Here is a 22,050-nt window from a genome sequence, read left to right as displayed (position 1 = left end):
CCCGGGTACGTGGTGCAGGCGCCGACATGCCGAGCCCCCCTTGCGTGGTGGAGGCGCCACCGGCCGAGCCGCACGAGTGAGGGGGCCCGCGCGGAGAACCGCGTGAGCCCCCTCGTCCTCGGTACGGGCGCTACTTCATGGTCAGGAACCGTTGCACCATCGAGGCCAGCAGCACCGCGAGCAGCGGCAGCGAGAACCAGAAGCTGCTCTGCAGCCAGCGCAGTTGCCGCACGCTCGGCCGTGCCGCGACACGGACGACCTCCCGGGCGGCCAGCAGCACGATGAGCGCGATCGCCGCCAGGCCGCCCACAACCGACCACGGCGTCCAGGTGACCTGGGGCCCGATCGGACCGGGATCGGCCTTCTCGACCTTGCCCGAGGGCTGCTTGCGCAGCGCGTACATGGTGACGTCGTCGTTGGCCAGGACCTTCTTCAGCTCCTGACGGTCGTCGAGGTGGGTGATCAGCCGCGACTCCCACGTCGCCGAATAGCCCACGTCCAGTTCGAGGTAGACCACCTGACTGCGGTTGATCATCAGGTACGAGTTCGGGCCCGCGTCCTTGAGGGCCTTCACGAGCCCGGAGACCAGCACCGGGTCGGCGGGCGCCAGTGTGGGCACGTACTGCACCTTCTCCATGTCCTTCGCGCCCCACGGCATCGCCGGCGTCACGTTGTCGACCGTGTCGTTGCTCAGCCACAGCAGCCGTACCGTCGGGTCGTCGTGCTCGTACACGTAGTTCATGGCCGCGACCTCGCCCGACCTGATCCGCTCGAAGGGCTCGTTGCCCCAACGGGCCACCAGGAAGCCGCCCATGAGCAGCAGTCCCGCCATCAGGGCGGCGACCGGTGCGAGGCTCACCCGGTCCCGCTCACGCTCCTTCGCGGTGATGCCCGTGCGCGGGAAGAACGCGAGTCCGGCCAGCAGGGCCGCGCCCGGCAGCGCGAACATGAAGACCCGCAGGGCCATCTCGCCGCCGTACGACTGCATGCCGAAGCCGAGGAACGGCACGAAGGTGAGGACGAGCAGGGAGCGCTCGCGGTACTTGTGGTCGCGCCGCCGCCACCAGCCCCAGCAGGCGAACGCCATCACGCCGCCCGCGAGCAGGACGCGGGTGTACAGGACGAGCTTGTGCGAGGAGCTGCCGCCCTGGATGCGCCCGGAGACCGACGTCGACACGTTGCTGCCCACGCCGCCGACGCCGCCGAACAGATCGTCGAAGTGTCCCGACCAGTAGGGCTCGGCCATGAAGCTCAGCCAGACCGCGACCAGCACGGCGAACAGGATGGGCAGGCCGCGCAGTTCGCAGCGGCCGATGAGCACGAGGACCGCGAGGACGCCCAGCATCACGAAGGGGGTCAACTGGTGCGCGGGCACGGTCGCCGCGAACAGCCCCGTGAGGACCATGAGGAGCACGGCCTGCTGGCGGCGGTTCGTCGGCTCGACCTCCGCCTCGCCGGGACGCGCCTTCGTCCACAGCACGCGCGGAGCCCGGAACCACACGAGCAGGACGGCCACGAAGACGAGGTAGAGCAGATAGGTGAAGCCCTGCGGTGAGAAGTAGTCCTGGCCGACCCAGCCGCTGAGCGCGAAGATCCAGATGCCGGTCCACTTGGCGCGCCAGCCGGCCCGCAGGGAGCGCACCAGCAGGAACATCGGTGCCAGGTAGAGCAGTTGGACGGTCATCGGCCACCAGCGGATGACCTCGGTGAGGTCGCTGACCCCGCACGCCTTCGCGACGAACGCGGCCACCGCGAAGAAGCCCGGCCAGCTCCAGCGGGCGTCCAGGTCGGGCACCGCGGACCCGGTCCGGTCGATGTAGTCGAGGAAGCCGAGGTGCTGCCACGCCGTCGCGAACCGCGGCTCGGTCTCGATCACCGCGGGCAGCGCGTGGAGCGACACCACGGTGGCGAGCAGCGTGAGGCACAGCAGCCCGCGGTGCTCGCGGGCGGTCCACAGCAGCGACGCGAAGACGACGATCAGCAGGGCGGCCCCGACCAGGGTCGGGAGCGGCAGGACGGAGATGAGGCCCAGTCCGCCCATCTCGTCGAGCGAGCGGTCGTCCAGGGCGAGCGCCGGGACCCAGTACAGCAGCAGCGCCGAGATCAGCAGGCAGCCGAGGACGACACCGGGTCTGGACGGGTGCCGCAGCCGTTCGCGCAGCGACGGCAGGGCGTCGTCCGGTGGCTGCGGCGGGTCCGCGTCCGGCCGCGCCGCGGCGGCGGAGACGTTCGGCACCGGCTTGCGTGCCACCGCGACGACACCGTCCGTGCCGTCCGTCTCGAACGGCGCGTCGACCTCGGGTGCCTCCGCAGGCCCCAGCGATGCCTCGGAACCCGGTTCGCGCGCCTCGACGGGCAGCCCGACCGAGGGGCCGGGCTGCGCCCGCAGGGCCCAGGTCGGCCGGTGCTCCGGCCGCCGTGCCTTGGGCGTCCCGGTCGGCGGGGTGCCCGGGCCCGGCCGTACGTCCGGCCTGCGCTCCTGATGGTCGAAGTCGACGTGGACGCCCAGCGCGAGGGTGTCCGAGTCCAGCGCCCACGCGGGCCCGTGCCGCCCCTCGCGGGGCTTGGCGGCGGGCGCCTCGCGGGCCCCCAGGTCGGCGAGGTCGCCGTCCGGCGCCGCGTCCGCGGGCAGTTCGGCGGGCGGCGCGGTGCGCACGATCCGGTACAGCCTGGGGGCGGCGATCATGACGATCACCGCGAGGCTGGAGATCTCCGCGACGCCGGCGCCGGTCAGGCCCATCCGGGGCAGCAGGAGCACGGTCAGGCCGAGGACCAGGACGCACAGCAGGCCCTGCAACCAGGCCAGTCCCGCGGTGCGGCTCTGCGCGCGCAGGACCGCGAAGTACGTCTCCATCACGACCCGCAGCACCGCGCCGACGGCGAACCAGCGCAGCAGCGGGGTCGCCGCGTGCGCGTACCCCTCACCGAAGACGTGCAGGATGAACGGGGCGCCGAGGAACAGCAGTCCGCACACCGGCAGCATGATCCGGGCCATGCGCTTGAGGGCGGCCCGGGTGTTGGCGGCCAGCCGTGCCGGGTCGTGCGAGCCCTCGACGGTCAGCGAGGCGCCCATGTTGATCGCCAGCAGGTTGACCGTGCCGCCGATCGTGGTGGTGATGTAGAAGTAGGCGTTGTCGGCGGAGCTGACCTGCGACGCGATGATCACCGGGACGAGGTAGACCACGGCGAGCGAGAACAGGGAGCCCGTGTAGTCCCCGGCGAGGAAGCGGCCGATCTCCTTGAGGGAGGGCGGTTTCGCGTGGCCCTCGGTGGCCTTCACATGCCGGGGCACCAGCCGCCGGAACACCAGCAGCCCGAGCGGCACCACCGACAGGGCGATCGCGGCGACCCAGGAGACGAAGACGCCCGTCGTGGGGATCGCGGCGGCGAGACAGACGAGCAGCAGCAGTTTGGCCGCGGAGAACACGGTGTTGCCCACCGGCACCCACAGGGCGCTGCGCAGCCCGGTCAGCACACCGTCCTGGAGCGTCAGCAGGGACCAGGCGACGACCGCGAGGACGAACCCGAGGCCGTTGAGCGGTCCGTGCAGGAAGCGGTACGACGGGCCCCAGAGATTGAGGGTGAGCAGGAAGACCCCGGCGGCCAGCGCCACGATCACCGAACTGCCCGCGTACGTGCGCAGGATCAGGCGCCCGGTGCTGCGCCCGGCGACCGGGATGAAGCGGGCCAGCGCGCCCGTCAGCGTCACCGCGGTGAGGCCGGCGAGGAGCTTCATCGCGGCGATGGCGGCGGAGCCCTGGCCGACCGCCGACTCGGAGTAGTAGCGGGCCGCGATCAGCCAGTAGCCGAGCCCGAGCACGGCGGAGATGCCGGTGTTGAGCATCAGCGCGTAGGCGTTGCGGAACAGCTGGTTCCCCCCGCCGGCGCCCTTGCCCTTCCGGCCGGGCAGGCGGAACCGGCGCGCCGGCGGCTGCTCGGGCGCCTCGGCGGGTGTGGAGGCCTGGGCTGTGGTCGTCGTGTCAGACACGGGAACGGATGGCCTTCCGGCGGACCTGTCGTGCTCTTCGGACCATGGCGTACCCCTTGGTGAGGGCGCGGTCCCGGGCGAAGTTGCGGGTTATCGCACGGCCTTCGACGAGCTGCTCGAACTCGTCGATGCCGGTCGTGCGGCGCACGGTGACGCGTTCCAGGGCGTACGGGCCCTGGCGGCGGCGCGCGAGGGCGTTGCCGACGGCGAGCGACTGGGCGAACCCCGCCTCCCGCACCGTACGGCGCACCCTGCGGCTGGAATAGCCGTACGGGTAGGCGAACGAGACCGGGCGCGCGCCCAGTTCGTCGGCGATGATCTCCTTGCAGCGCAGCAGCTCGGACCAGAGCGCCTCGTCGGTGATCTGGTCCAGCTCCGGGTGGGTGTGGCTGTGCCCGCCGATCTCCATCTGCTCCCCGGCGAGTTCGCGCACCTGGTCCCAGTCCAGCATCGCGTCGAGGCCGCCCCCGGTGTCGTACGGGCCCCTGAGCCAGCCGGTGGAGACGAACAGGGTCGAGGCGAAGCCGTGCTTGGCGAGCACGGGCAGCGCGTGCCGGTGCACGCCCTCGTAGCCGTCGTCGAAGGTGATCAGCACGGGACGGACGGGCAGTGCGGCCCCCGACCGCCAGCCGGCGGCAAGCCGCGCCGTGTCGACCGGGGTGAAGCCCCGGTCGCCGAGCAGCGCCATCTGCTCGGTGAACGCCTCGGGCGCGACGGACAGGGCGCGGGTCGCGTCGTTGGGGGAGTGGGCGATCGAGTGGTACATCAGGATCGGCACCGGTTCGTTCACGCCGCCACCTCCCCGCCCCCGCGGCCGCCGTCGGTCGTGCGCACCGGGACCACCGAGAACACGGCTCCGCCCCTGCGCGCCCGGACGCTCCCGAGTACGTACCCCCCGGCCGCGGTGAGAACCCCGGCGACGATCGCGCCCGCGCGGCCCGCGCCGCCCGGCCGGGCCAGTGCCGCGTCGCGCAGCCCGCGCAGGACGCCGGCCGGCAGCACCCTGGTCGTGTAGCGGCGTTCCGACTCGAGTCCCTTGTCGGCGCCGACACTTCGCGCGACGAGTGCCTTCGACAGGCCCTCGGCGTACGCGCGCGTGCGGAAGTACCGGAAGTGCTCGCGCACCTCGGGCACCCGGTGGTGGATGACCGCCCGGTCGTCGATCAGCAGGACCGCGTCGGGCCGGGCGCGGGTGAGCCGGATGCACAGCTCGGTCTCCTCGCAGCCCAGCGGGCGTCTGTCGCCGTCCCGGCCGATGCCGGTGGCGAATCCGCCCGCCACGTCGAACGCCGTTCGACGGAACGAGGCGTTGCCGCCCAGGACATTGCGGACGCGCACCCGGCCCGGCGGCAGCCCCTTGTAGGTGCAGCCGACCACCCAGTCGAACTCCTCGGGGAACCAGACCGGTCGGCGGCCCGACGCCCAGATCGGCATCGTGCGGCCGCCGACGGCCATGACCCGCGGGTCCGCGTATCCCTCGGCGAAGTGCCGCAGCCAGTCCCGCTCGGCCACCGCGTCGTCGTCGAGGAAGGCGATGATCCCGCCGCGCGAGGCGGCGATCCCGGTGTTGCGGCCCGCGGACAGGCCGCGGGGGCCCGCGTTGGCGAGCACCCGAACCGCATCGGTCTCCTTGTACTCCCTGGTCAGCCGCTCCAGGAGCGTGGCGTTGTGGTCCACGACGAGGAGCGTCTCCAGGGCGGGCAGCGACTGCGCCCGCACCGAGGAGACCGCCGCGAGGATGTCCTGCCAGCGGTCCTCGGTGTAGACGCAGATCACCACGGAGATGTCCGGCTCGCTCAAGACGTCTCTCCCCGGCCCGAGTCGAGCTGGGCGGCGTGCGGCCTGCGGCGCAGCGCGCGCCGGTTGGAACGCTCCTTGAGGATCACCTTGAGCACCCGGAACCCGTCCCGCACGGCGCGCAGATTGCTCTTGCCGTGGATGCGGAGGTACTCGTGGCTGGGAATCTCCTGCACCTTGAGACCGGCCTTGACCACCCGGATGTTCATCAGGGTCTCGACCTCGAAGCCGGTGCAGTCCAGCTCGATCTTGTCGAGGCAGTGCCGCCAGAACGCGTTGTAGCCGTAGCAGAGGTCGGTGTAGCGGGCGCCGAACTTGGCGTTGACGGTCGCGCACAGGACTCTGTTGCCGAGCTTGCGGATCGGCGTCATGTCGGAGGTGCCGCCGCCGTTGGCGAAGCGCGAGCCCTTGGCGAAGTCGGCTCCGGACACCAGCGCGGACACGTACGACACGATCTCCTGACCGTCCGCCGAGCCGTCCGCGTCGACCATCACGATGATGTCGCCGGTGCACGCCTCGAATCCGGTGATCAGGGCGTCGCCCTTGCCCTTTCCGCGCTGCTCGACGACCTTGACGTCGGGCCACAGGTCACGGGCCACTTCGACGGTGTTGTCGGTGGAATTGCCGTCGACAAGAACGACTTCGTGTATCCAGTCGGGAAGCGTCTTGAAGACGTACGGGAGATTCTCGGCCTCATTCATGGCGGGAATGACGACACTCACCGGAGGCGCAATGGCCAGGTGAGAAGAGATCGGCCGGTACTTGCGCGCCATTGACGGATCTTGGCCCGAAAAGGCGGGCCGCAGGACTGAGCTCATGAGTCTGGTCCCTCTCGTCCGGTGGACCGCCCGCCCCTGGGCGGTCCGGCTCTTTGTCCGGTTCGAAAGGGGGGTTCTCACTTGAGCATGACGAAATGGATCTCCGTGCATGCCGCGTGAGCTTGCAAAGCTGGCCGGCCCCGGAATCGGGAACCGGTCGCGCGGCACGACTCGGCATACGTCTGGCCACCGAGTACGGCACCCCCCAACCGCGCCCCGCGCCGGGAACCATCGCGGTCCTTGAGCCCTCCCCTAGAGCCGCTGATGATGGACCGATGCGGGTGAGATGTACGACGGTATTGACGATTGAGTCTGTATGGCAAGACCTGGAACGAGGCCTCACGTTTTTGTTGGTTTGGCCGTTACCTAACGACTCGAACGGATTTTCCTCATCCGTTTGCGTATTTCGTGATCAATTCAGGTGGCCCCTCCGTTCGCCGTTCGACGGCGCAGCCGGCGCGCGAGGACCAGCAGCAGGATGAGGGAACTGAGCGCGGTCACCGCCGCGATTCCGCCGCGGACCGACCAGCGGTGCACGGCCAGCATTCCCTGGGCCACCAGCATGTTGAGGGCGACCGCGCCGGCCATGGAGGCCACCGCGCGCCCGAACGGTTCCAGTCCGCGCAGCGCGGCCGCGATGGCCACGGACGGCGCCGCGAGCAGGAAGAACAGCGTGAACGGGCCACGCAGCGGTGAGTCCACGTCGGCGAGTGCGAGGACCGCGCCGACGCCGCCGATCACGGTGGCCGCGCCCGCGAGCAACGGCAGCAGGTCCCTCCCCGGATGCTGCCGTGGCCCCTCTGTTTCACCTGATGAAGGTGGCTTGATGCGTATGGTCTGCATTGGCGACTTTGCCCCCTGAAGCGCCGGATGCCGGGCTTCAATGTCGCGCAGCGGACGGGGGGTCGTCAAGATGCGGAAGGCGCCCATGGCGGTTCTTGGGGTCCTTTGAACATGCGTTACCCGAAGGCGCTGTCTCGCGGGGGCAACGGCTTTACAGATCAACGGAGTTGTCAAGCGGAATCGGTCCGCTCCACCTCGTTCGGGACGATCTTCGGAGGCCCGGTCCGGCGATCCGGGTCGTTCTCCCGCCGGTGACGGTCCTGCCCGCCCAGACGGCCTGCCGCCATCTGACGCAGGGTCATGAACGCGTCGTCAGGGCAACGAACAGGCCGGTGAAGACGTTCGGGCAACAACGGTAAGAGCCGAAAATTCTTGGCATGGACACTTCCAGTCAACACGCGTAGCTGCTACCAAAGTTGTGGCAGAGATCCTGCTAAAGGGAGGTTCCATGAGACGTTCCCGAATTACGGCATACGTGACCTCGCTCCTCCTCGCCGCCGGTTTCGCCCTCACCGGGGCTGCGACGGCGCAGGCGTCCTCGACCGCCGCGGCCACCGGATACGTGGCACTCGGCGACAGCTACTCCTCCGGTGTCGGCGCGGGCAGTTACATCAGCTCCAGCGGCGACTGCAAGCGCAGCACGAAGGCCTATCCCTACCTCTGGGCAGCCGCCCATTCACCCTCGTCGTTCGACTTCACCGCCTGCTCCGGCGCCCGAACGGGTGATGTCACGGCGAACCAGCTGGGCCCGCTCAGCTCCTCCACGGGCCTGGTCACCATCAGCATCGGCGGCAACGACGCAGGCTTCTCCGACGTCATGACGACGTGTGTGCTCCAGTCGGAGAGCTCCTGCCTCTCACGGATCGCCACCGCGAAGGCGTACGTCGACTCGACGCTCCCCGGCAACCTCGACACCGTCTACTCGGCGATCAGCGCGAAGGCCCCGGCCGCCCACGTGGTCGTCCTGGGCTACCCCCGCTTCTACAAGCTCAACGGCAGCTGCATCACAGGCCTTTCGGAGACCGAACGGGCCGCGATCAACGGCGCGGCCGACTACCTGGACAGCGCGATCGCCAAGCGTGCCGCCGACCACGGCTTCACCTTCGGCGACGTCAGGGGCACCTTCACCGGGCACGAGATCTGCTCCGGCGCCGCCTGGCTGCACAGCCTGAACTGGCTGAACATCGGCGAGTCGTACCACCCGACCGCGTCCGGTCACTCCGGCGGCTACCTGCCGGTCCTCACCTCAACGGCCTGACCCTCAGGGCGACACAGAGGCGGAGGCCCCGTCCGTCGGGGTCTCCGTCGCACAGGTGATGGTGAACGCGACCGAGTTCGACGTCACCCGGACCGGAGCCCGGACCTCCACGCCGATCTCGTTCCGGAACGTCCCGCTCGTGTCGTACGTCGTCGCGACGACCGTCTTCTGCCGCGTCTTGCCGCCCCCCGCGGGGAACGACAGCGTCTTCCAGCCGGGGTCCGTCACCTCGCCCGACTTCGTCACCCAGCGGTACTCGACGTCCACCGGGACACGGCCCACCGTGAACGTCGCCGTGAACGAGGGCGCCCCGTCCCCGGGCGGCGGGCAGGCGCCCGCATAGTCGGTGTGCTGACCGGTGACCGTCACCTGCACGGACTGCGCGGGCGGAGCGGTCGTCGCGTGGCCGCCGCCGGGAGCGCTCGTCGAGGGACTCGGACCGGTCGAGGCGGTGCTGCCGCTCTCGCTGTGCGTTCCACCCGTACCGGAGCTCCCGCCGCCGTTGCCCGGAGCACCGCTGCTGCTGCCGCCACTGCCCTGGTCGCCGTCCCCGCCGTCCCGGTTCAGCAGCGCGTACGTCAGCCCGCCGAGGGCCAGCGCCAACGCGACCAGGCCCGCGACCAGGACCACGGCCGCGCGGCGGTTGCGGTCCGGTTCGCGGGGCGCGGCGGTCGTGGGCGCGGTGCTCGACAGCGGCCCGCCGGGGCCCCGGGGCCCGGGTGGACCTTGGGGAGCGGGGCCGAACGTGCCGAGCGTCGGCGCGTCGGAGCCCGTCGGCCCCGGAGGCATGACGGGCAGTGTGTTCCGGCGCGTGGTCGGCGCCGCGCCGCCCGCCGCCACGACGCGCAGGTCGTGCTCGGCCTGGTCCGCGGTCATCCGCTCGGCCGGGTCCTTGGCCAGCAGGCCCTCGATGACGGGACCGAGGGAACCTGCCCGACGCGGCGCCGGCAACGGCTCGTCGACGATCGCCCGCAGCGTGCTCAGCGGAGTGTTCTGCCGGAACGGCGAATTGCCCTCGACCACCGCGTACAGCAGGACGCCGAGCGACCACAGGTCGGACTCCGGGCCCGGCGTGCGGCCCAGCGCCCGCTCCGGAGCGAGGAATTCGGGGGAGCCGATGACCTCACCGGTCATCGTCAGCGCCGAGCTGCCCTCGACCATCGCGATCCCGAAGTCCGTGAGGACGATCCGCCCGTCGTTCGCCATCAGGACGTTGCCCGGCTTGACGTCGCGGTGCAGGACTCCCGCCTCGTGCGCGGCGCGCAGCGCGGCGAGCACCTCGGCGCCGATGTGCGCGGCGCGTGCCGGGGCCAACGGGCCCTCCGCGTCCAGCAGATCGGAGAGGGCGAGGCCACGGACCAGCTCCATGACGATCCACGGACGGCCGTCCTCGGTGGCCACGTCGTACACCGTCACCACATTGCGGTGCGAGACGCGTGCGGCGGCCCAGGCCTCCCGCTCCAGCCGGGCGTACATCCGCTCGACCTCGGGGTCCGGAAGCCCGGCCGGGGCGCGGACCTCCTTCACCGCCACCTCGCGCTGCAGCACCTCGTCGCGGGCACGCCACACCGTGCCCATGCCGCCCTCGCCCAAGGGCGACAGCAGACGGTAGCGCCCCGCGATCACACGTTCACTGCCCGGGTCTTCGGACACGTGCGCCCCCTCTTCGCATCCGCGCGATTTCTCCACAAAAGTAGCTCAGCCGAGTACGGATGCGGCCCCCCTGAACACCAATCCAGCCCCAAGCGCTACGACGACGAGCGCCGATCCCAGGGGCGCGGCCCTGCGCACCAGGGCCGCGGTGCGGCCCGCGGCCCAGCGCGGACGCCGGGCGAGGACCCGGCTCATCCCGCCGCCGAGCCTGACGACGGCGAACCCGGCCGCCGTGAGCGTCAGCGCGAGCCCGGCGCCGTAGGCGAGGACCAGGAGGAACCCGAACCACGCCTTGCCCAGCGCGGCGGCACCGACCAGCACCACGACCGCGGACGGGCTGGGCACGAGGCCGCCGGCGAAGCCGAGCAGGAGCGTGCCGCGCAGGGTGGGCGCGATCTCGTGCGTGTGGGTGAAGCCGCCGTGGGTGTGTTCGAGGGTGCGGGAGCGGGGGGTGCCGGGGGAGTGGGGGTGCCCGTGCATGCGGTCGTGCTTGTGGCCGTGACCGTGCTGGTGCTTGTGGGGGCTGTCGACGGTGCGTTCGCGTGGGTCGGACGCGTCCGAGGTGCCGACCGTGCTCGGCGCGGTGGCGGTTGCGGTGGGCGCGGCGGAGTGCGCGAGGACCAGGGGCCGTTGGCCGTGCCGGGTGCGCTCGGGGGCGCGGGTCCCGCCGGATGCGTGGCTGTGGGCGTGGTCGTCGTCGTGGTGGTGGTCGTGGTCGTGCCCGTGCGGTCGGTCGTGGTCCAGGCCGTGGTCCGGAGAGAGCTCGTGGTCGTGCCCGTGCCCGTGAGGGTGCGCGCCCGCGTGCGTGTGGTCGTGCGTGTGCTCGTCGCTGTGAGCGTGGTCGTGGGAGTGACCGTGGTCGTGGGCGGGGCCGTGCGAACGGTTCCGCCAGGCGCGTCGTACGAGGGTTGCGCCGGCCGCCGTGACCAGGACCCCGCTCGCCACGCCCAGCCACGCGATCACGGTCGGCGCCGCGGCGGAACCGGCCGTGACCAGCAGACCGAGCGCGACCACGCCCATCGTGTGGGTGACCGTCACCGATGCGGCGAGCGGCAGGACGTCCTTGAGCCGGGCCCGGCCCCCGCGGGCCGCCGCCGTCGCGGCCATCAGCGTCTTGCCGTGACCGGGCGCGAGCGCGTGCATCGCGCCCAGCGCGACGGCGATGACGAGGGCCAGCGCGGCGAAACCGAAGGTGAGGTCGTGGCGGGCCACCAGGCCGTCGAGTGCCTCGGTCCACCGGTCGGCGCCGCGCGGCAGCACCGACGCGGCGGGCGCGTTCCGCCGTTCCTCGGTGAGCGCCGGCCCGCCGGGGCGGATCCGCAGGGTGGCGGTGGCGGTGTCGGCGGGCGAGGAGAGCAGCGCCTTCGGGTAGTCCGTCAGCTCCTTGGACACCGACGTGCTCGGTACGTCCGACGCGGTGAGCGTCATCCGGTCGCCGCGCGCGGTGATCTCGCGCCAGCCGGGCCCCCGGTCGCTCCCCGCGCTGCGGAAGCGCAGGGACACGGTGTCCGCCTCGGGCAGCGGCGCCGTCAGCCGGCACTCCACGCGCAGGGTGTCGAGCCCGGCCTGTCCGGGCCTTACCCGCGCGTGGCTCTCGCCGACCGCGAGGGGCACGTCGCGCCCGCCGACCGAGAGTTCGCTGCCGTGGGCGGCCGTCGCGCACCGCTCGCGCGCCCAGCCGGTCATCCCCAGCTCGTCGATCCGCGGCCGGGCCTGCGTGGCCGGGATCTCGGCCAGGTCCTCGACGTGGTCGATGCGCAACTGCCCCTGGGCGGCGACGAGTCCGTCGTACCGGTTGACGGTGAAGTTCCCGAGCGGGTGGGCGCTCGCCCGACCGGCCGGGACGACCGCGAGCGCGCAGGCCGCGGTGAAGGCGGCGGCGCAGGAGGCGAGCAGTCGGCGGGTCCTCACTTCGCGGCCTCCAGTGCCGTACGGGCCTCGCGGGCGCCGAGCGGGGAGAAGCCCGGGTTCAGGTCGAGGGCGGCCTGCAGCGACGCGCGCGCCTCCTTCTCGTGGCCGGTGGCGCGCTCGATCATGCCGCGGTGGTACAGGAAGGAGGCGTTGCGGTAGCCGGTGGCGGTGGCCCTGCGGGCGTAGGGCAGGGCCTGCGCGTCGCGTCCGTTGACGTGCAGCGCCCAGGCCATCGCGTCCGCGGTGTGCACGGTGTGACGGCGGGCCCATTCGGCGCGCGCCGCCTTCAGTGCGGCGGCCCGGTCCCCGTGGTCGGCGGCGGCCAGGGCCGTGTCGAGGTCGGCGTTGACGCCGTTGGCGCGTGCCAGCGAGACCCAGGCCTGCACCAGGGCGTACTGGTCGTGGGCCTTCCGGGCGTCTCCCGCAGCGCCCCGGTCCTCGTACAACTCGCCTAGTTCCACAAGGGGTTGAGGGAGCGGGTAGCGCTCGACGACTTGTTCCATGCCGCGGATCGCCGCCGCTTCGTCGCCCTGGGCGGCCTGGGCACGGGCGCGGCCTTCGAGAGCCGGGAGATAGCTGTCGTCGGCGCTCAGCGCTCGTGCGTAGTAGGTGAGGGCGGTGTCGTAGTCGCCCTGACTCCAGGCGAGTTGACCGAGCGCGGTGGCGACGTAGGAGACGTCGCCGCGGGTGGTCGCCGAGTCGAGCGCCTGGCGCAGGACCCGGCGGGCCGTCCTGGTGTCGCCGCGCAGCTCGTGGACGTAGGCGTACCGCGTGAAGACGGGGACGCCCGGTCGCCGCTTGTCGGCCAGGTCGGCGGCCTTCGACGCGTCCTCGTAGCGCCCGAGCTCGACGAGGGCGTCGATACGGGAGGAGAGGGCGCGCTCGCTGTAGGGGTTCTGCTTCAGGGCCTTGTCCGCGTACTCCAGGGCGCCGGTGAAGTCGTGCCGTGCCGCGGCGAGGGCCGCGCGGCCGGCCAGCGCGGGGTCGTTGTCGGGGCGCAGCCGCAGCGAGCGGTCGAGCGCCTCCTGGGCCTGCGGATAGCGGGAGGGGTCGCCCTTGGTGCGGGCCTGCTCGACGTAGGCGAGGCCGAGCGTCGCCCAGCCGCCGTAGTCCTTCGGCTGAGCCTTGAGATGGGTCTGGAGGGAGCTGATGCTCGTGTCGAGGTCGCCGCCGGCGAGCAGCTGCGGCGAGACGGCGCCGGGCACGGAGGCGACGGCGCGCCCGCCGCTGTCCCGGGCCGCCCCGAGCACGATCGCCCCGGCAGTCATGGCGACGGCCAATGCGCCTGCGCAGAGGGCGAGTTGGGCGGCGCGTCGGCGCCGTCCGGAGGCGGACAGCCGGCGCACCGCGGCGACACGCTCGTCGTCGTGCGCGGAGCCCTGCCCGCGCGCGCCGCTCGCGGTGCCCTCGGCGGGCGTGCCGCTCGCGACGCCGTCGTCCTCGCCGCCCGCCGTTCCTCCGCCGTGCCTGTCGCCCGTGATGTCTTCGGAGTGCCTGTCGCCGGCCGCACGTCCGGCGTGCCCGCCGTCGGCGCTGCCCTCGGAGTGAGGGCTGTCCGCGCCGCCTTCGACGTGCCCGGAGCCCGCGCCGCTTTCGGCGTGACCGCCGTCCGCAGCGTCGACATCCTGCCTGTGGCCCGCGAGGTCTTCCGGGTCCCCGGTGGACACGCCGACCGGTGTGCTCCCGTCGGCCCGTGCGGCTCCGGCGGTCCGTGCGCCCCCGTCGGCCCGCGCGGCCCCGTCGGACGTGACGGACACGCCGTCCGTCTCGGGCGCCGCGACCGACGGCTCGCCGCGTTCGCTCTCCGGCGCGCTCTCGTTCGTACGCGGGGACATGCCCTCTCCTCAAGGTCCGGTGCGAAACACCTGTGCGGGAACGGTCGTTGCCGAGCTGATGACGGCGCGGCCCGCGCCGTGGGGGACGGTTGCGTGCGGGCCGCGCCAGTCGGTGGACCGGGTCAGTAGGCCCGGTTGTGCATCCGCCGGCGCCACCACAGGAATCCGGTGGTGATCAGCAGGAACCCGGCGGCGCCGGCCGCGGCGGAGGCCGCGATCAGCGTGGTGTCCGTGCCGCTGCCGGTCGCACCCGCGGGCTTCAGCGCGTCGCCCAGCTGGCTGCGCACGTCGGTCCCGCTGGTCGTGCCCTTGGCGAGCGCGCCGCGCGAGCCCGAGGTCGGCTCGGCCACGTACGGGAAGTACTTCTCGAACTTCTTGTCGTTCTTGTCGACCGCGTCGCCCAAGTCGTTCTTGGAGCCGACCAGTTCACCCTCGACGACCTGGAGCGAGGCGTCGATCACGTCGTCGGAGAGCCGACGTCCGTTCGGGAAGCCCGCGTTGTCGCCGTCGAGCACACCGAGCCGCTTGGGGTGCATGGTCGGCTTGATCGAGGTGTTGAGCCGCAGTTCCTCGGCCGGGCGGACGTTCGGCGGCTGGTTGAGGCCCTTCACGCCCTTCAGGAAGACGTCGACCAGGTCGTTGCGGGGCTCGGCGGGCGCCTTGATCTTGTAGATCGCCTCGATGAGCTTCGGCAGTTCGGGGTTGGTCACGTTCTTCAGGAACTGGCCGTCGTTCCACGGCGCGGACGCGTTGAACTTGTCCTTGTCCTTCTGCGGGTTGACGACCTCGTTGACCAGCGGCATGCCGAGCCGGGAGACCTGGGTCCAGTCGCCGTGCGCGTCCTTGCGCTGGGTGGTGGACCAGATGCCGACGACCGGCTGGCCCGCCGACTCGCGGATCATGTCGTTCGGCACCTGGAGGGCTATGGAGTTGACGTTGTAGCCCTTCAGCGTGTCCCGCCCGACCTCGCTCAGGTTGCCGCCGTAGAGCAGGTCGAAGACGCGAAGGTCCAGGAAGAAGGGGTCGTCCGCCTGGCCCGCGAAGGTCGTCGAACCGCCCGCGAGCTTGTGCACGGCCTGGTAGCGGAGCTTGCCGTAGTCCGGCATCGAGGCCTTGCCGACGTTCGACGGCGCCACCGGGACGTCGTCGGCCACCTTGGTCCGCGACACCAGCTTCTGATCGCGCAGCCGCAGCAGGTCGATGTCGTACGTCTGCGTGATGTTCAGGTCGGGGTCGTCGAGGCTGGTGACCGGACCCGTGTTGTAGAGGAAGGTGTCGCCGTTCTTGCGGTGCGTCCTGAAGGTGTAGCGGTAGACCAACTCACCCTGCGCGTCACCGTTGTTGTCGATGTGGAGGTCGTACTGGGCGTCGTCGGCGAACGTGTAGAAGTTCGGTCCGCCGGCGGGTTCCTCGAAGGGGATCCAGTTCGCCACGATGGTGGTCGTGTCGGGCTTGTCCGGGCTCACGAACGCGTACACGTCCGTGTTGTCGTACTGGGGCTGCCCCGAGATCAGCGGAGCCTCCCGGTGGCTGGAGGCGGATGCCGCCCCCGGTTCCAACGCGGTCACGCCGGCGGCTGCGAGCCCCCCGGCGGCCAGCGCACCACAGATGAGAGTCGCAAGACTCCTGCGTCCCGCGCCACTCCTGGAGATAGGTGTCATGCCGTCCGTCCTCACGTCCCAATTGCCTGACGCACGCCATTCGGAGCGGTCGCCGGGGTGGATTGGTCGAATCCCAAACGTCTTTACGGCGGCTCGCGCGGCTCGTTTCACCGGACGCTCGTTTCTTCTGCGCCGGACCCGCGTTTTCGGTCCGCTGATCCGTAACCCATCCAGAGACGCGCTCGCTGCGAACACGTAGGGGAAAGGACGGGCCGTGTGCGGCCGGAGAGGGGGACGGGTGGAGGCGGACGAACTTCTGGTGCTCGTGGCCGGAGGTGACCAGAAGGCATTCGAGGAGCTCTACGGACTGGTGTCCGGTCCGGTGTTCGGACTAGTGCGCCGCGTGGTCCGGGACCCCGCGCAGACGGAGGAGGTGGCTCAGGAGGTGCTGCTCGAACTCTGGCGCTCCGCGGCGCGGTTCGACCCGGGGCGTGGCAGTGCGCTGTCCTGGATCCTCACCCTCGCGCACCGCCGGGCCGTCGACCGGGTGCGCAGCGCCCGCGCGGCCACCGAGCGCGAGCAGCGGGAGGGGCGGCGCGCGCACCACCCGGCATTCGACCAGGTCGCCGAGGAGGTCGAGGCCGGGCTGGAGCGCGAGTGGGTGCGCCGCTGTCTCGACCGTCTGACCTCGCTGCAACGCCAGTCGGTGACCCTCGCCTACTACGACGGCTACACGTACCGTGAAGTCGCCGAACGGCTCTCGCTGCCGCTCGGCACCGTCAAGACCCGCATGCGGGACGGTCTGGCGCGGCTGCGCGAGTGCCTGGGAGGTGCGGCATGAGCTTCCTCGACCGGCTGATGCGCCGCGATCTGCACTCGCTGGCCGCCCCGTACGCCCTCGACGCCCTCGAACCCGAGGAGCGGCGCCGTTTCGAACGCCATCTGCGGGGCTGTGTGCGCTGCTCCGCAGAGGTGCGCGCGCTGACCGAGGACGCCGTACGGCTGGCCTGGTCGACGGCGGCACCGGCGCCGGCCGTGCTGCGCGAACGGGTGCTGGCCGCCGTGCGCACCACACCCCAGGATCCCGCCCCGCAGCCGTCCCGTGCCCGCCCGGCGCAGTCGTCCTCGCGTGCCCGCGACGACTGGCAGCCCGCACGCGCGCGTGCACCCCGGCTGCGGCCCCTGATGGCGCCGCTCGCCACCGCCACGGCCGCGGCGGCCCTCGTCGTCGCCTCGCTCTTCGCCGTGCAGGCCACACAGACCCGGGACGAACTCGACCGGGAGCGTGCGCAGGCACGTGAGATCGCCCACGTTCTGGCGGCGCCCGACGCGCGTGCGACCAGTGAACGCGACGCGCAGGGGCGAGGAATCGGAGTGGTCGCCTCCGCGTCCGAGCGGCGCGCCGTCGTGACAGTGAGCGGACTGGGCACTCCCTCGGGAGGGCGCGTGCATCAGCTGTGGCTCATGCGCCCCAACGAGAATCCGCTCTCCCTCGGCCTCTTCGACGGCGACACGCCCTTGGTCGCCGACGATCTCAGCACCCGCGCGACGTCACTCGCTGTGACGGTCGAGCCTCACGGAGGGTCAGCGCAGCCCACTACGCAGCCGGTTGTCCAACTCGCCCTGGAATCGGTTGGATTCGGAGAGTAATCGTCAACACCCTTACAGGGAAGGTGAATCCTGCGCCCGCGATACACGAGTGCCATGAGGGGGCGATAGGGTTAGCCTGCCCGGGCCGGGTGGACTCGTACGGGTGGGGAGTGACATGGAACAGATAACAGTGCGCAGCAGGGCCCGTGTCCCTGCGATCACCTGCGGGAGCAGCGCGACCAGTTCGCGTCTCGACCGCCATCTCGCGGTGCTGGGCGGTCCTGCCGTTCCGCAGCGTGAGACGGCCGAGGCGACGTCGCTGATGCGTGAGCTCACCGCGCGTGACACCGCGCACGACAGCAACGGCAGGGTCGCGCGTGTGCGGCGGGTCTCGCTCTTCGCACCGCTCAGGCGGCTGCGCCGTTCGCTGTTCGGCGGCCACTGACGGCCGTCGGTACCGGCGTTCCCCGACCCGTGCTCCGGCGGCCCCACCGCCACGGCGCAGTGCTGCCCTTCCACGTCCGTCATCCCCACGGCAGGCAGCCGCGCCCGGTGGGTCACCACACCGGGGCGCGGGTCACCACCCCTCGTCGAGTCACCGGACTCAGCGGGCCACCCCCTCCCGCTGCAGCTCCGCGACATCCGCGTCCGCCATCCCCAGCGCCCGCAGCACCGGCCCGGTGTGCTCCCCGAGCCGGGGTACGGACCCCATCCGCGCCTCCTCCCCACCCGGCAGCGTGATCGGCGGCAGCAGCGCCCGCAACGGCCCCACCGGTGAGTCCACTTCGCGCCACCGGTCCCTGGCGGCCAGCTGCGGGTGCTCCGCCACCTCCCACAGGTCCCTGAGCCGCGCGCACGCGATACCCGCGCTCTCCAGCCGGGCCACCGCCTCGTCCGTGTCCAGCACCTCCAGCGCCTTCGCCACCAGTGCGTCCGTACGCTCCCGGTTGTCGACGCGCGCCGCGTTCGTCGCGTACGCCGGGTCGTCCGCCAGATCCGGCTGCCCCAGCACCTGGTGGGCCAGACGCCGCCACTCCCGGTCGTTCTGCACCGACAGCAGCACCCGTCCGCCGTCCGCCGTCGGATAGGCGTCGTACGGCGCGATGACGGCGTGTGCCAGCCCCGTGCGCGCCGGGGGTGTTCCTCCGTGCATCGCGTGATGCAGCGGATGCCCCATCCACTCCGTCAGGGCGTCCAGCATCGACACCTCCACCGGGCCGCCGCGACCGGTCGTGCCGCGCCGCACCAGTGCCGCGAGCACCCCCGAGAACGCGTACATGGCCGCCGCGATGTCCGCCGCGGGGATCCCCGCCTTGACCGGCTGCTCGGGCGTGCCCGTCACCGACACGAGCCCCGCCTCGCACTGCACGAGCATGTCGTACGCGCGCTTGCCGGCGTACGGTCCGGACGCCCCGTATCCCGAGATGTCCACGGCGATCAGCCGAGGGTGCCGCGCGCACAGGGTGGCCGCGTCCAGGCCCAGGCGCGCCGCCGCCCCCTGCGCGAGGTTCTGCACGAACACGTCCGCGTCCGCGACGAGCCGGTGCACGACGTCGAGCCCGCGCGGGTCCTTCAGATCGAGGGCGACGGACTCCTTGCCCCGGTTGCACCACACGAAGTGCGAGGCGAGCCCCGCCGCCGCGGTGTCGTAGCCGCGGGCGAAGTCCCCGCCGTCGACGCGTTCGACCTTGATGACCCGCGCGCCGAGATCGGCCAGCTGACGGGTCGCGAAGGGGGCGGCGACGGCCTGCTCGACGGCGACGACGGTGATGCCCTCCAGGGGCAGCGGCTGGGACTTCGGGTGTGACTGCATGCCGTGGATCATGGCCTGCCCCTCACACCTTTGTCATGCATGGATGTTGACGAGGCAACTTTCCGGGGCCCAGGGTGACTGATCGCCCGCGCGATTCAGTGGCTGGTGCACCCCAGGGCGGTGCGCTCCCAGGCAGCTGCGAACCGCCCACGTATGAGCACCCAGTGCCCGACCGGCGGCACCATGCGGCACGGGGACCAGATGCGGGCGTTCGGTACGCCGGTCACCGTCCGCCCGTCGCGTACCGGCGGACGGCGGCCGGCAGGAACACGGCGACGATGACGGTGCACCAGGCCAGCGAACCGGCGACCGGATGTGTCACCGGCCAGGCGCCGTCGGCCGGGGCCGGTGCATTGCCGAACAGGTCCCGCAGCGCGGTGGTCACCGCACTGATGGGATTCCATTCGGCGAGCGTGCGCAGCCAGCCGGGCAGGTTGTCCGTGGGGATGTAGGCGTTCGACAGCAGGGGCAGGACGAAGGTGGCCCCGCCCAGCTGGCCCGCCGCCTCCTCGCTCCGCGAGAGGAGGCCCAGCAGGATGCCGATCCATGTGGTCGCGAACCGGAAGAGCAGCAACAGCCCGACCCCGCAGGCCGCTTCGAGGGCCGACCCCTCGATCCGCCAGCCCACGGCGAGCCCCACCAGCATCAGCGGAACCGTGCCGGCCGCGGTGACGACCACGTCCGCGGCCGCCTGTCCCAGCGGCACGGCGGCCCGGCTCATCGGCAGCGTACGGAAGCGGTCCATGACGCCGCGGTGCGAGTCCTGCGCGGCCTGGAACATACCCGTCATGATCCCGTTGGCGGCGGTGGCCACCATCAGTCCCGGCACCAGGAAGGCGCGGTACTCCTGGCCGGGCGTGGCGAGCGCGCTGCCGAAGACGTATCCGAAGAAGAGCAGCATCGTGATCGGCATGGTCTGGGTGAGGATCAGCAGACCCGGGTTGTGCCGGATGCGCCGTAGCTGCCGGCCGAGCATCGCGCCGCCGTCGTACGCCAATGTGCTCATGTCGCGGGCTCCTTCACGTGGGCCGGGGTGCCGGTCCGCTCTCCGGTCAGCCGGAGGAAGACGTCGTCGAGGGTCGGCGGGCGCAGGCTGGCGTCGAGCAACGGGACCCCCGCGGCGTCGAGTTCGCGCACCAGGCGCGGCAGGGTCAGCGTCGGGTCGGCGGTGACGGCGCCCACCGCGCCCCGCTCGCGGTCGAACGACGGCTCACCGCCCGTGAGCCGGTCCAGCACCCCGGCCGCCCCGGTCAGCGCGTCCGCGTGGGCCACGACCACCTCGGCGTACGAGCCGATGAGCGCCTTGAGCCCGGCGGGCGAGCCGGTGTGGGCGACCCGGCCCCGGTCGACGAGCGCGATGTCGTCGGCCAGCCGGTCGGCCTCCTCCAGGTACTGCGTGGTCAGCAGCACGGTCGTGCCGTCGTCCTTCAGGGCGCGCACGGCCTCCCAGATCTGGTTCCGGCTCGTGGGGTCGAGCCCGGTGGTGGGCTCGTCCAGGAACAGCACCTCGGGGCGGCGGACCAGGCTCGCGGCCAGGTCGAGCCGGCGCCGCATGCCGCCGGAGTAGGTGGAGGCCGGCCGGTCGGCGGCCTCGGTCAGCCCGAAGCGTGCGAGGAGTTCGGCGGCGCGCGCCCCGGAGTCCCGCATCCGGTGCAGCCGCGCGAACAGCCGCAGGTTCTCCCGCCCGGTCAGATCGCCGTCGACCGACGCGTACTGCCCGGTGACCCCGATGGCGCGGCGGACGGCGCCGGTCTCCCGGACGAGGTCGTGGCCCGCGACACGCGCGGAGCCCGCGTCGGGCCGCAGCAGTGTGGTGAGCACGCGTACGGCCGTGGTCTTGCCCGCGCCGTTCGGCCCGAGCACTCCACAGACCGTGCCCCGCGCCACGGCCAGGTCCAGCCCCCGCAGTGCCCGAACCTCTCCGAACCGTTTCTCCAGACCCTCACTAAGTACAGCGTACGTAGTAGTCATAGGGGCACCATAGCGCACTACGTACGCTGTACGTAACTAGGATGGTCGCGAGGTGATCGACCAATGGCAGGGCGCAACGCCGTACCCGAAGTGATCTGGGCCCGTCCGGAGCGTGCGGGCCGCGGCCCGCGGCCGGCCCGCAGCCGCGCGGACATCGCGGCGGCGGCCGTGCGGATCGCGGACGCGGAGGGACTCGACGCGGTCTCGATGCGGCACGTGGCGGCCGAACTGGGCTGCGGCACGATGTCGCTCTACAACTACGTGCCGCGCAAGGAGGACCTGTACGAGCTGATGGTCGACGCCATCAGCGGCGAGCACGAGATCCGGGAACCCTCCGGCGACTGGCGCGCCGACATGACGACGGTCGCGCACCAGACCCGCGCCCTCATGCACCGCCATCCCTGGATGCCGCGCCTGATGTCCCCGGTGTACGGCTTCAGCCCCAACGCCCTGCGCTACCTGGAGCACTGTCTGGCCTGCCTCGACCCGCTCGACATGCCCTACGGCACCAAGATGGAGCTGATCGCGATGCTCAACGGCGTCGTGACGACGTACGTGGGCAACGAACTCGCCACCGCCGAACGCGCCCGCACCCTGCCGTGGTCCGAGGAGCAGGAGAACGCGATGCGGATCTCCTACCTCATCGGGCAGGTGTCGACCGGCGCCTACCCGCGGATGGCCGCGGCCGTCATGCAGGACGCGGGCCCGATCGACCTGGAGGCGGTCTTCGAAAGGGCGTTGAGCCGGGTGCTCGACGCCTTCGACCCCGCACGGGCCGGGTGACACCCGCGAGGGCCGTGCACCCGGTGCGCCGGCTCGGGGCGGACCCCGCGCACCCGGTGCGATAGGGGGTTTCGTTTGGATCAGCCCGGGTCCGCGACGCCCGGCACGGCACCTCGCCGCGTTGTCGGACCACCCGAGTACGCCCAGTACGCGGGTGGTCCTCCGCCTTGCGATGCACCCCACCGGATG

At 71.9% G+C, this 22,050-nt stretch carries 17 protein-coding genes; 5 read left to right on the top strand and 12 right to left on the bottom strand.

Annotation, left to right across the window (positions count from 1 at the left end; genetic code table 11):
* Window positions 1-130 precede the first annotated feature (130 nt).
* From BKI49_RS06810 to BKI49_RS06790, 5 genes are all read right to left on the bottom strand, one after another.
* Window positions 131-3,988, bottom strand: a complete 3,858-nt coding sequence (locus tag BKI49_RS06810; RefSeq protein WP_095933286.1) for a lipopolysaccharide biosynthesis protein — start codon at window positions 3,986-3,988, stop codon at window positions 131-133.
* Window positions 3,981-4,754 (bottom strand): polysaccharide deacetylase family protein, encoded by a 774-nt coding sequence (locus tag BKI49_RS06805; protein WP_179332360.1) that lies wholly within the window; start codon window positions 4,752-4,754, stop codon window positions 3,981-3,983. The genes BKI49_RS06810 and BKI49_RS06805 overlap by 8 nt, the downstream gene beginning before the upstream one ends.
* Before the next feature lie 20 nt (window positions 4,755-4,774).
* A complete protein-coding gene (locus BKI49_RS06800) occupies window positions 4,775-5,788 on the bottom strand; it encodes a glycosyltransferase family 2 protein (RefSeq protein ID WP_095933285.1) in 1,014 nt (337 codons plus the stop codon).
* Window positions 5,785-6,603, bottom strand: a complete 819-nt coding sequence (locus BKI49_RS06795; RefSeq protein WP_095933284.1) for a glycosyltransferase family 2 protein — start codon at window positions 6,601-6,603, stop codon at window positions 5,785-5,787. Before BKI49_RS06795 ends, BKI49_RS06800 begins: the two co-directional genes overlap by 4 nt.
* Before the next feature lie 417 nt (window positions 6,604-7,020).
* Entirely contained in the window at window positions 7,021-7,446 is a 426-nt protein-coding gene (locus tag BKI49_RS06790) for a hypothetical protein (RefSeq protein WP_257004644.1), read from the bottom strand.
* A 448-nt stretch (window positions 7,447-7,894) separates the two neighbouring features.
* Between BKI49_RS06790 and BKI49_RS06785 the strand changes: the two genes are divergently transcribed.
* Window positions 7,895-8,704: an SGNH/GDSL hydrolase family protein gene (locus BKI49_RS06785; RefSeq protein ID WP_095933283.1), complete on the top strand. Its 810-nt coding sequence runs from the start codon at window positions 7,895-7,897 to the stop codon at window positions 8,702-8,704.
* Between the two features lie 3 nt (window positions 8,705-8,707).
* Here BKI49_RS06785 and BKI49_RS06780 read toward each other — a convergent pair whose 3' ends face one another.
* From BKI49_RS06780 to BKI49_RS06765, 4 genes are all read right to left on the bottom strand, one after another.
* Window positions 8,708-10,357: a serine/threonine-protein kinase gene (locus BKI49_RS06780; RefSeq protein ID WP_095933282.1), complete on the bottom strand. Its 1,650-nt coding sequence runs from the start codon at window positions 10,355-10,357 to the stop codon at window positions 8,708-8,710.
* 45 nt (window positions 10,358-10,402) lie between these two features.
* On the bottom strand, window positions 10,403-12,268 hold the full coding sequence (locus BKI49_RS06775) for a sulfite exporter TauE/SafE family protein (RefSeq protein ID WP_095933281.1): 1,866 nt from the start codon (window positions 12,266-12,268) through the stop codon (window positions 10,403-10,405).
* Window positions 12,265-14,103, bottom strand: a complete 1,839-nt coding sequence (locus BKI49_RS06770; protein ID WP_095933280.1) for a tetratricopeptide repeat protein — start codon at window positions 14,101-14,103, stop codon at window positions 12,265-12,267. Before BKI49_RS06770 ends, BKI49_RS06775 begins: the two co-directional genes overlap by 4 nt.
* A gap of 122 nt (window positions 14,104-14,225) precedes the next feature.
* On the bottom strand, window positions 14,226-15,764 hold the full coding sequence (locus BKI49_RS06765; RefSeq protein WP_095933279.1) for a DUF4331 domain-containing protein: 1,539 nt from the start codon (window positions 15,762-15,764) through the stop codon (window positions 14,226-14,228).
* Window positions 15,765-16,002: 238 nt separating this feature from the next.
* Between BKI49_RS06765 and BKI49_RS06760 the strand changes: the two genes are divergently transcribed.
* From BKI49_RS06760 to BKI49_RS06750, 3 genes are all read left to right on the top strand, one after another.
* Window positions 16,003-16,545, top strand: coding sequence for a sigma-70 family RNA polymerase sigma factor (locus tag BKI49_RS06760; RefSeq protein ID WP_095933278.1), 543 nt, complete (start codon window positions 16,003-16,005; stop codon window positions 16,543-16,545).
* Entirely contained in the window at window positions 16,542-17,354 is an 813-nt protein-coding gene (locus BKI49_RS06755; RefSeq protein WP_095933277.1) for an anti-sigma factor, read from the top strand. Before BKI49_RS06760 ends, BKI49_RS06755 begins: the two co-directional genes overlap by 4 nt.
* Window positions 17,355-17,469: 115 nt before the next feature.
* A complete protein-coding gene (locus tag BKI49_RS06750; RefSeq protein WP_028801703.1) occupies window positions 17,470-17,739 on the top strand; it encodes a hypothetical protein in 270 nt (89 codons plus the stop codon).
* A gap of 159 nt (window positions 17,740-17,898) precedes the next feature.
* On the opposite strand, the gene BKI49_RS06745 is transcribed toward BKI49_RS06750, so the two are convergent.
* The 3 genes from BKI49_RS06745 to BKI49_RS06735 all read right to left on the bottom strand — a co-directional run bounded on the left by BKI49_RS06745 (window position 17,899) and on the right by BKI49_RS06735 (window position 21,078).
* Window positions 17,899-19,119, bottom strand: coding sequence for a CaiB/BaiF CoA transferase family protein (locus BKI49_RS06745; protein WP_095933276.1), 1,221 nt, complete (start codon window positions 19,117-19,119; stop codon window positions 17,899-17,901).
* Window positions 19,120-19,330: 211 nt separating this feature from the next.
* Entirely contained in the window at window positions 19,331-20,113 is a 783-nt protein-coding gene (locus BKI49_RS06740; RefSeq protein WP_095933275.1) for an ABC transporter permease, read from the bottom strand.
* On the bottom strand, window positions 20,110-21,078 hold the full coding sequence (locus BKI49_RS06735; RefSeq protein ID WP_095933274.1) for an ATP-binding cassette domain-containing protein: 969 nt from the start codon (window positions 21,076-21,078) through the stop codon (window positions 20,110-20,112). Before BKI49_RS06735 ends, BKI49_RS06740 begins: the two co-directional genes overlap by 4 nt.
* 63 nt (window positions 21,079-21,141) lie before the next feature.
* On the opposite strand from BKI49_RS06735, the gene BKI49_RS06730 reads away from it, so the two are divergent.
* Window positions 21,142-21,861 carry a TetR/AcrR family transcriptional regulator gene (locus BKI49_RS06730; RefSeq protein WP_095933273.1) on the top strand — a complete coding sequence of 240 codons (720 nt, stop codon included), beginning with the start codon at window positions 21,142-21,144 and terminating at the stop codon, window positions 21,859-21,861.
* Window positions 21,862-22,050 lie beyond the last annotated feature (189 nt).

The sequence above is a fragment of the Streptomyces sp. Tue6028 genome, from assembly GCF_002300165.1.
GTDB classification, from domain to species: domain Bacteria; phylum Actinomycetota; class Actinomycetes; order Streptomycetales; family Streptomycetaceae; genus Streptomyces; species Streptomyces siamensis.
This window is presented reverse-complemented; position numbering and strand designations above follow the sequence as displayed.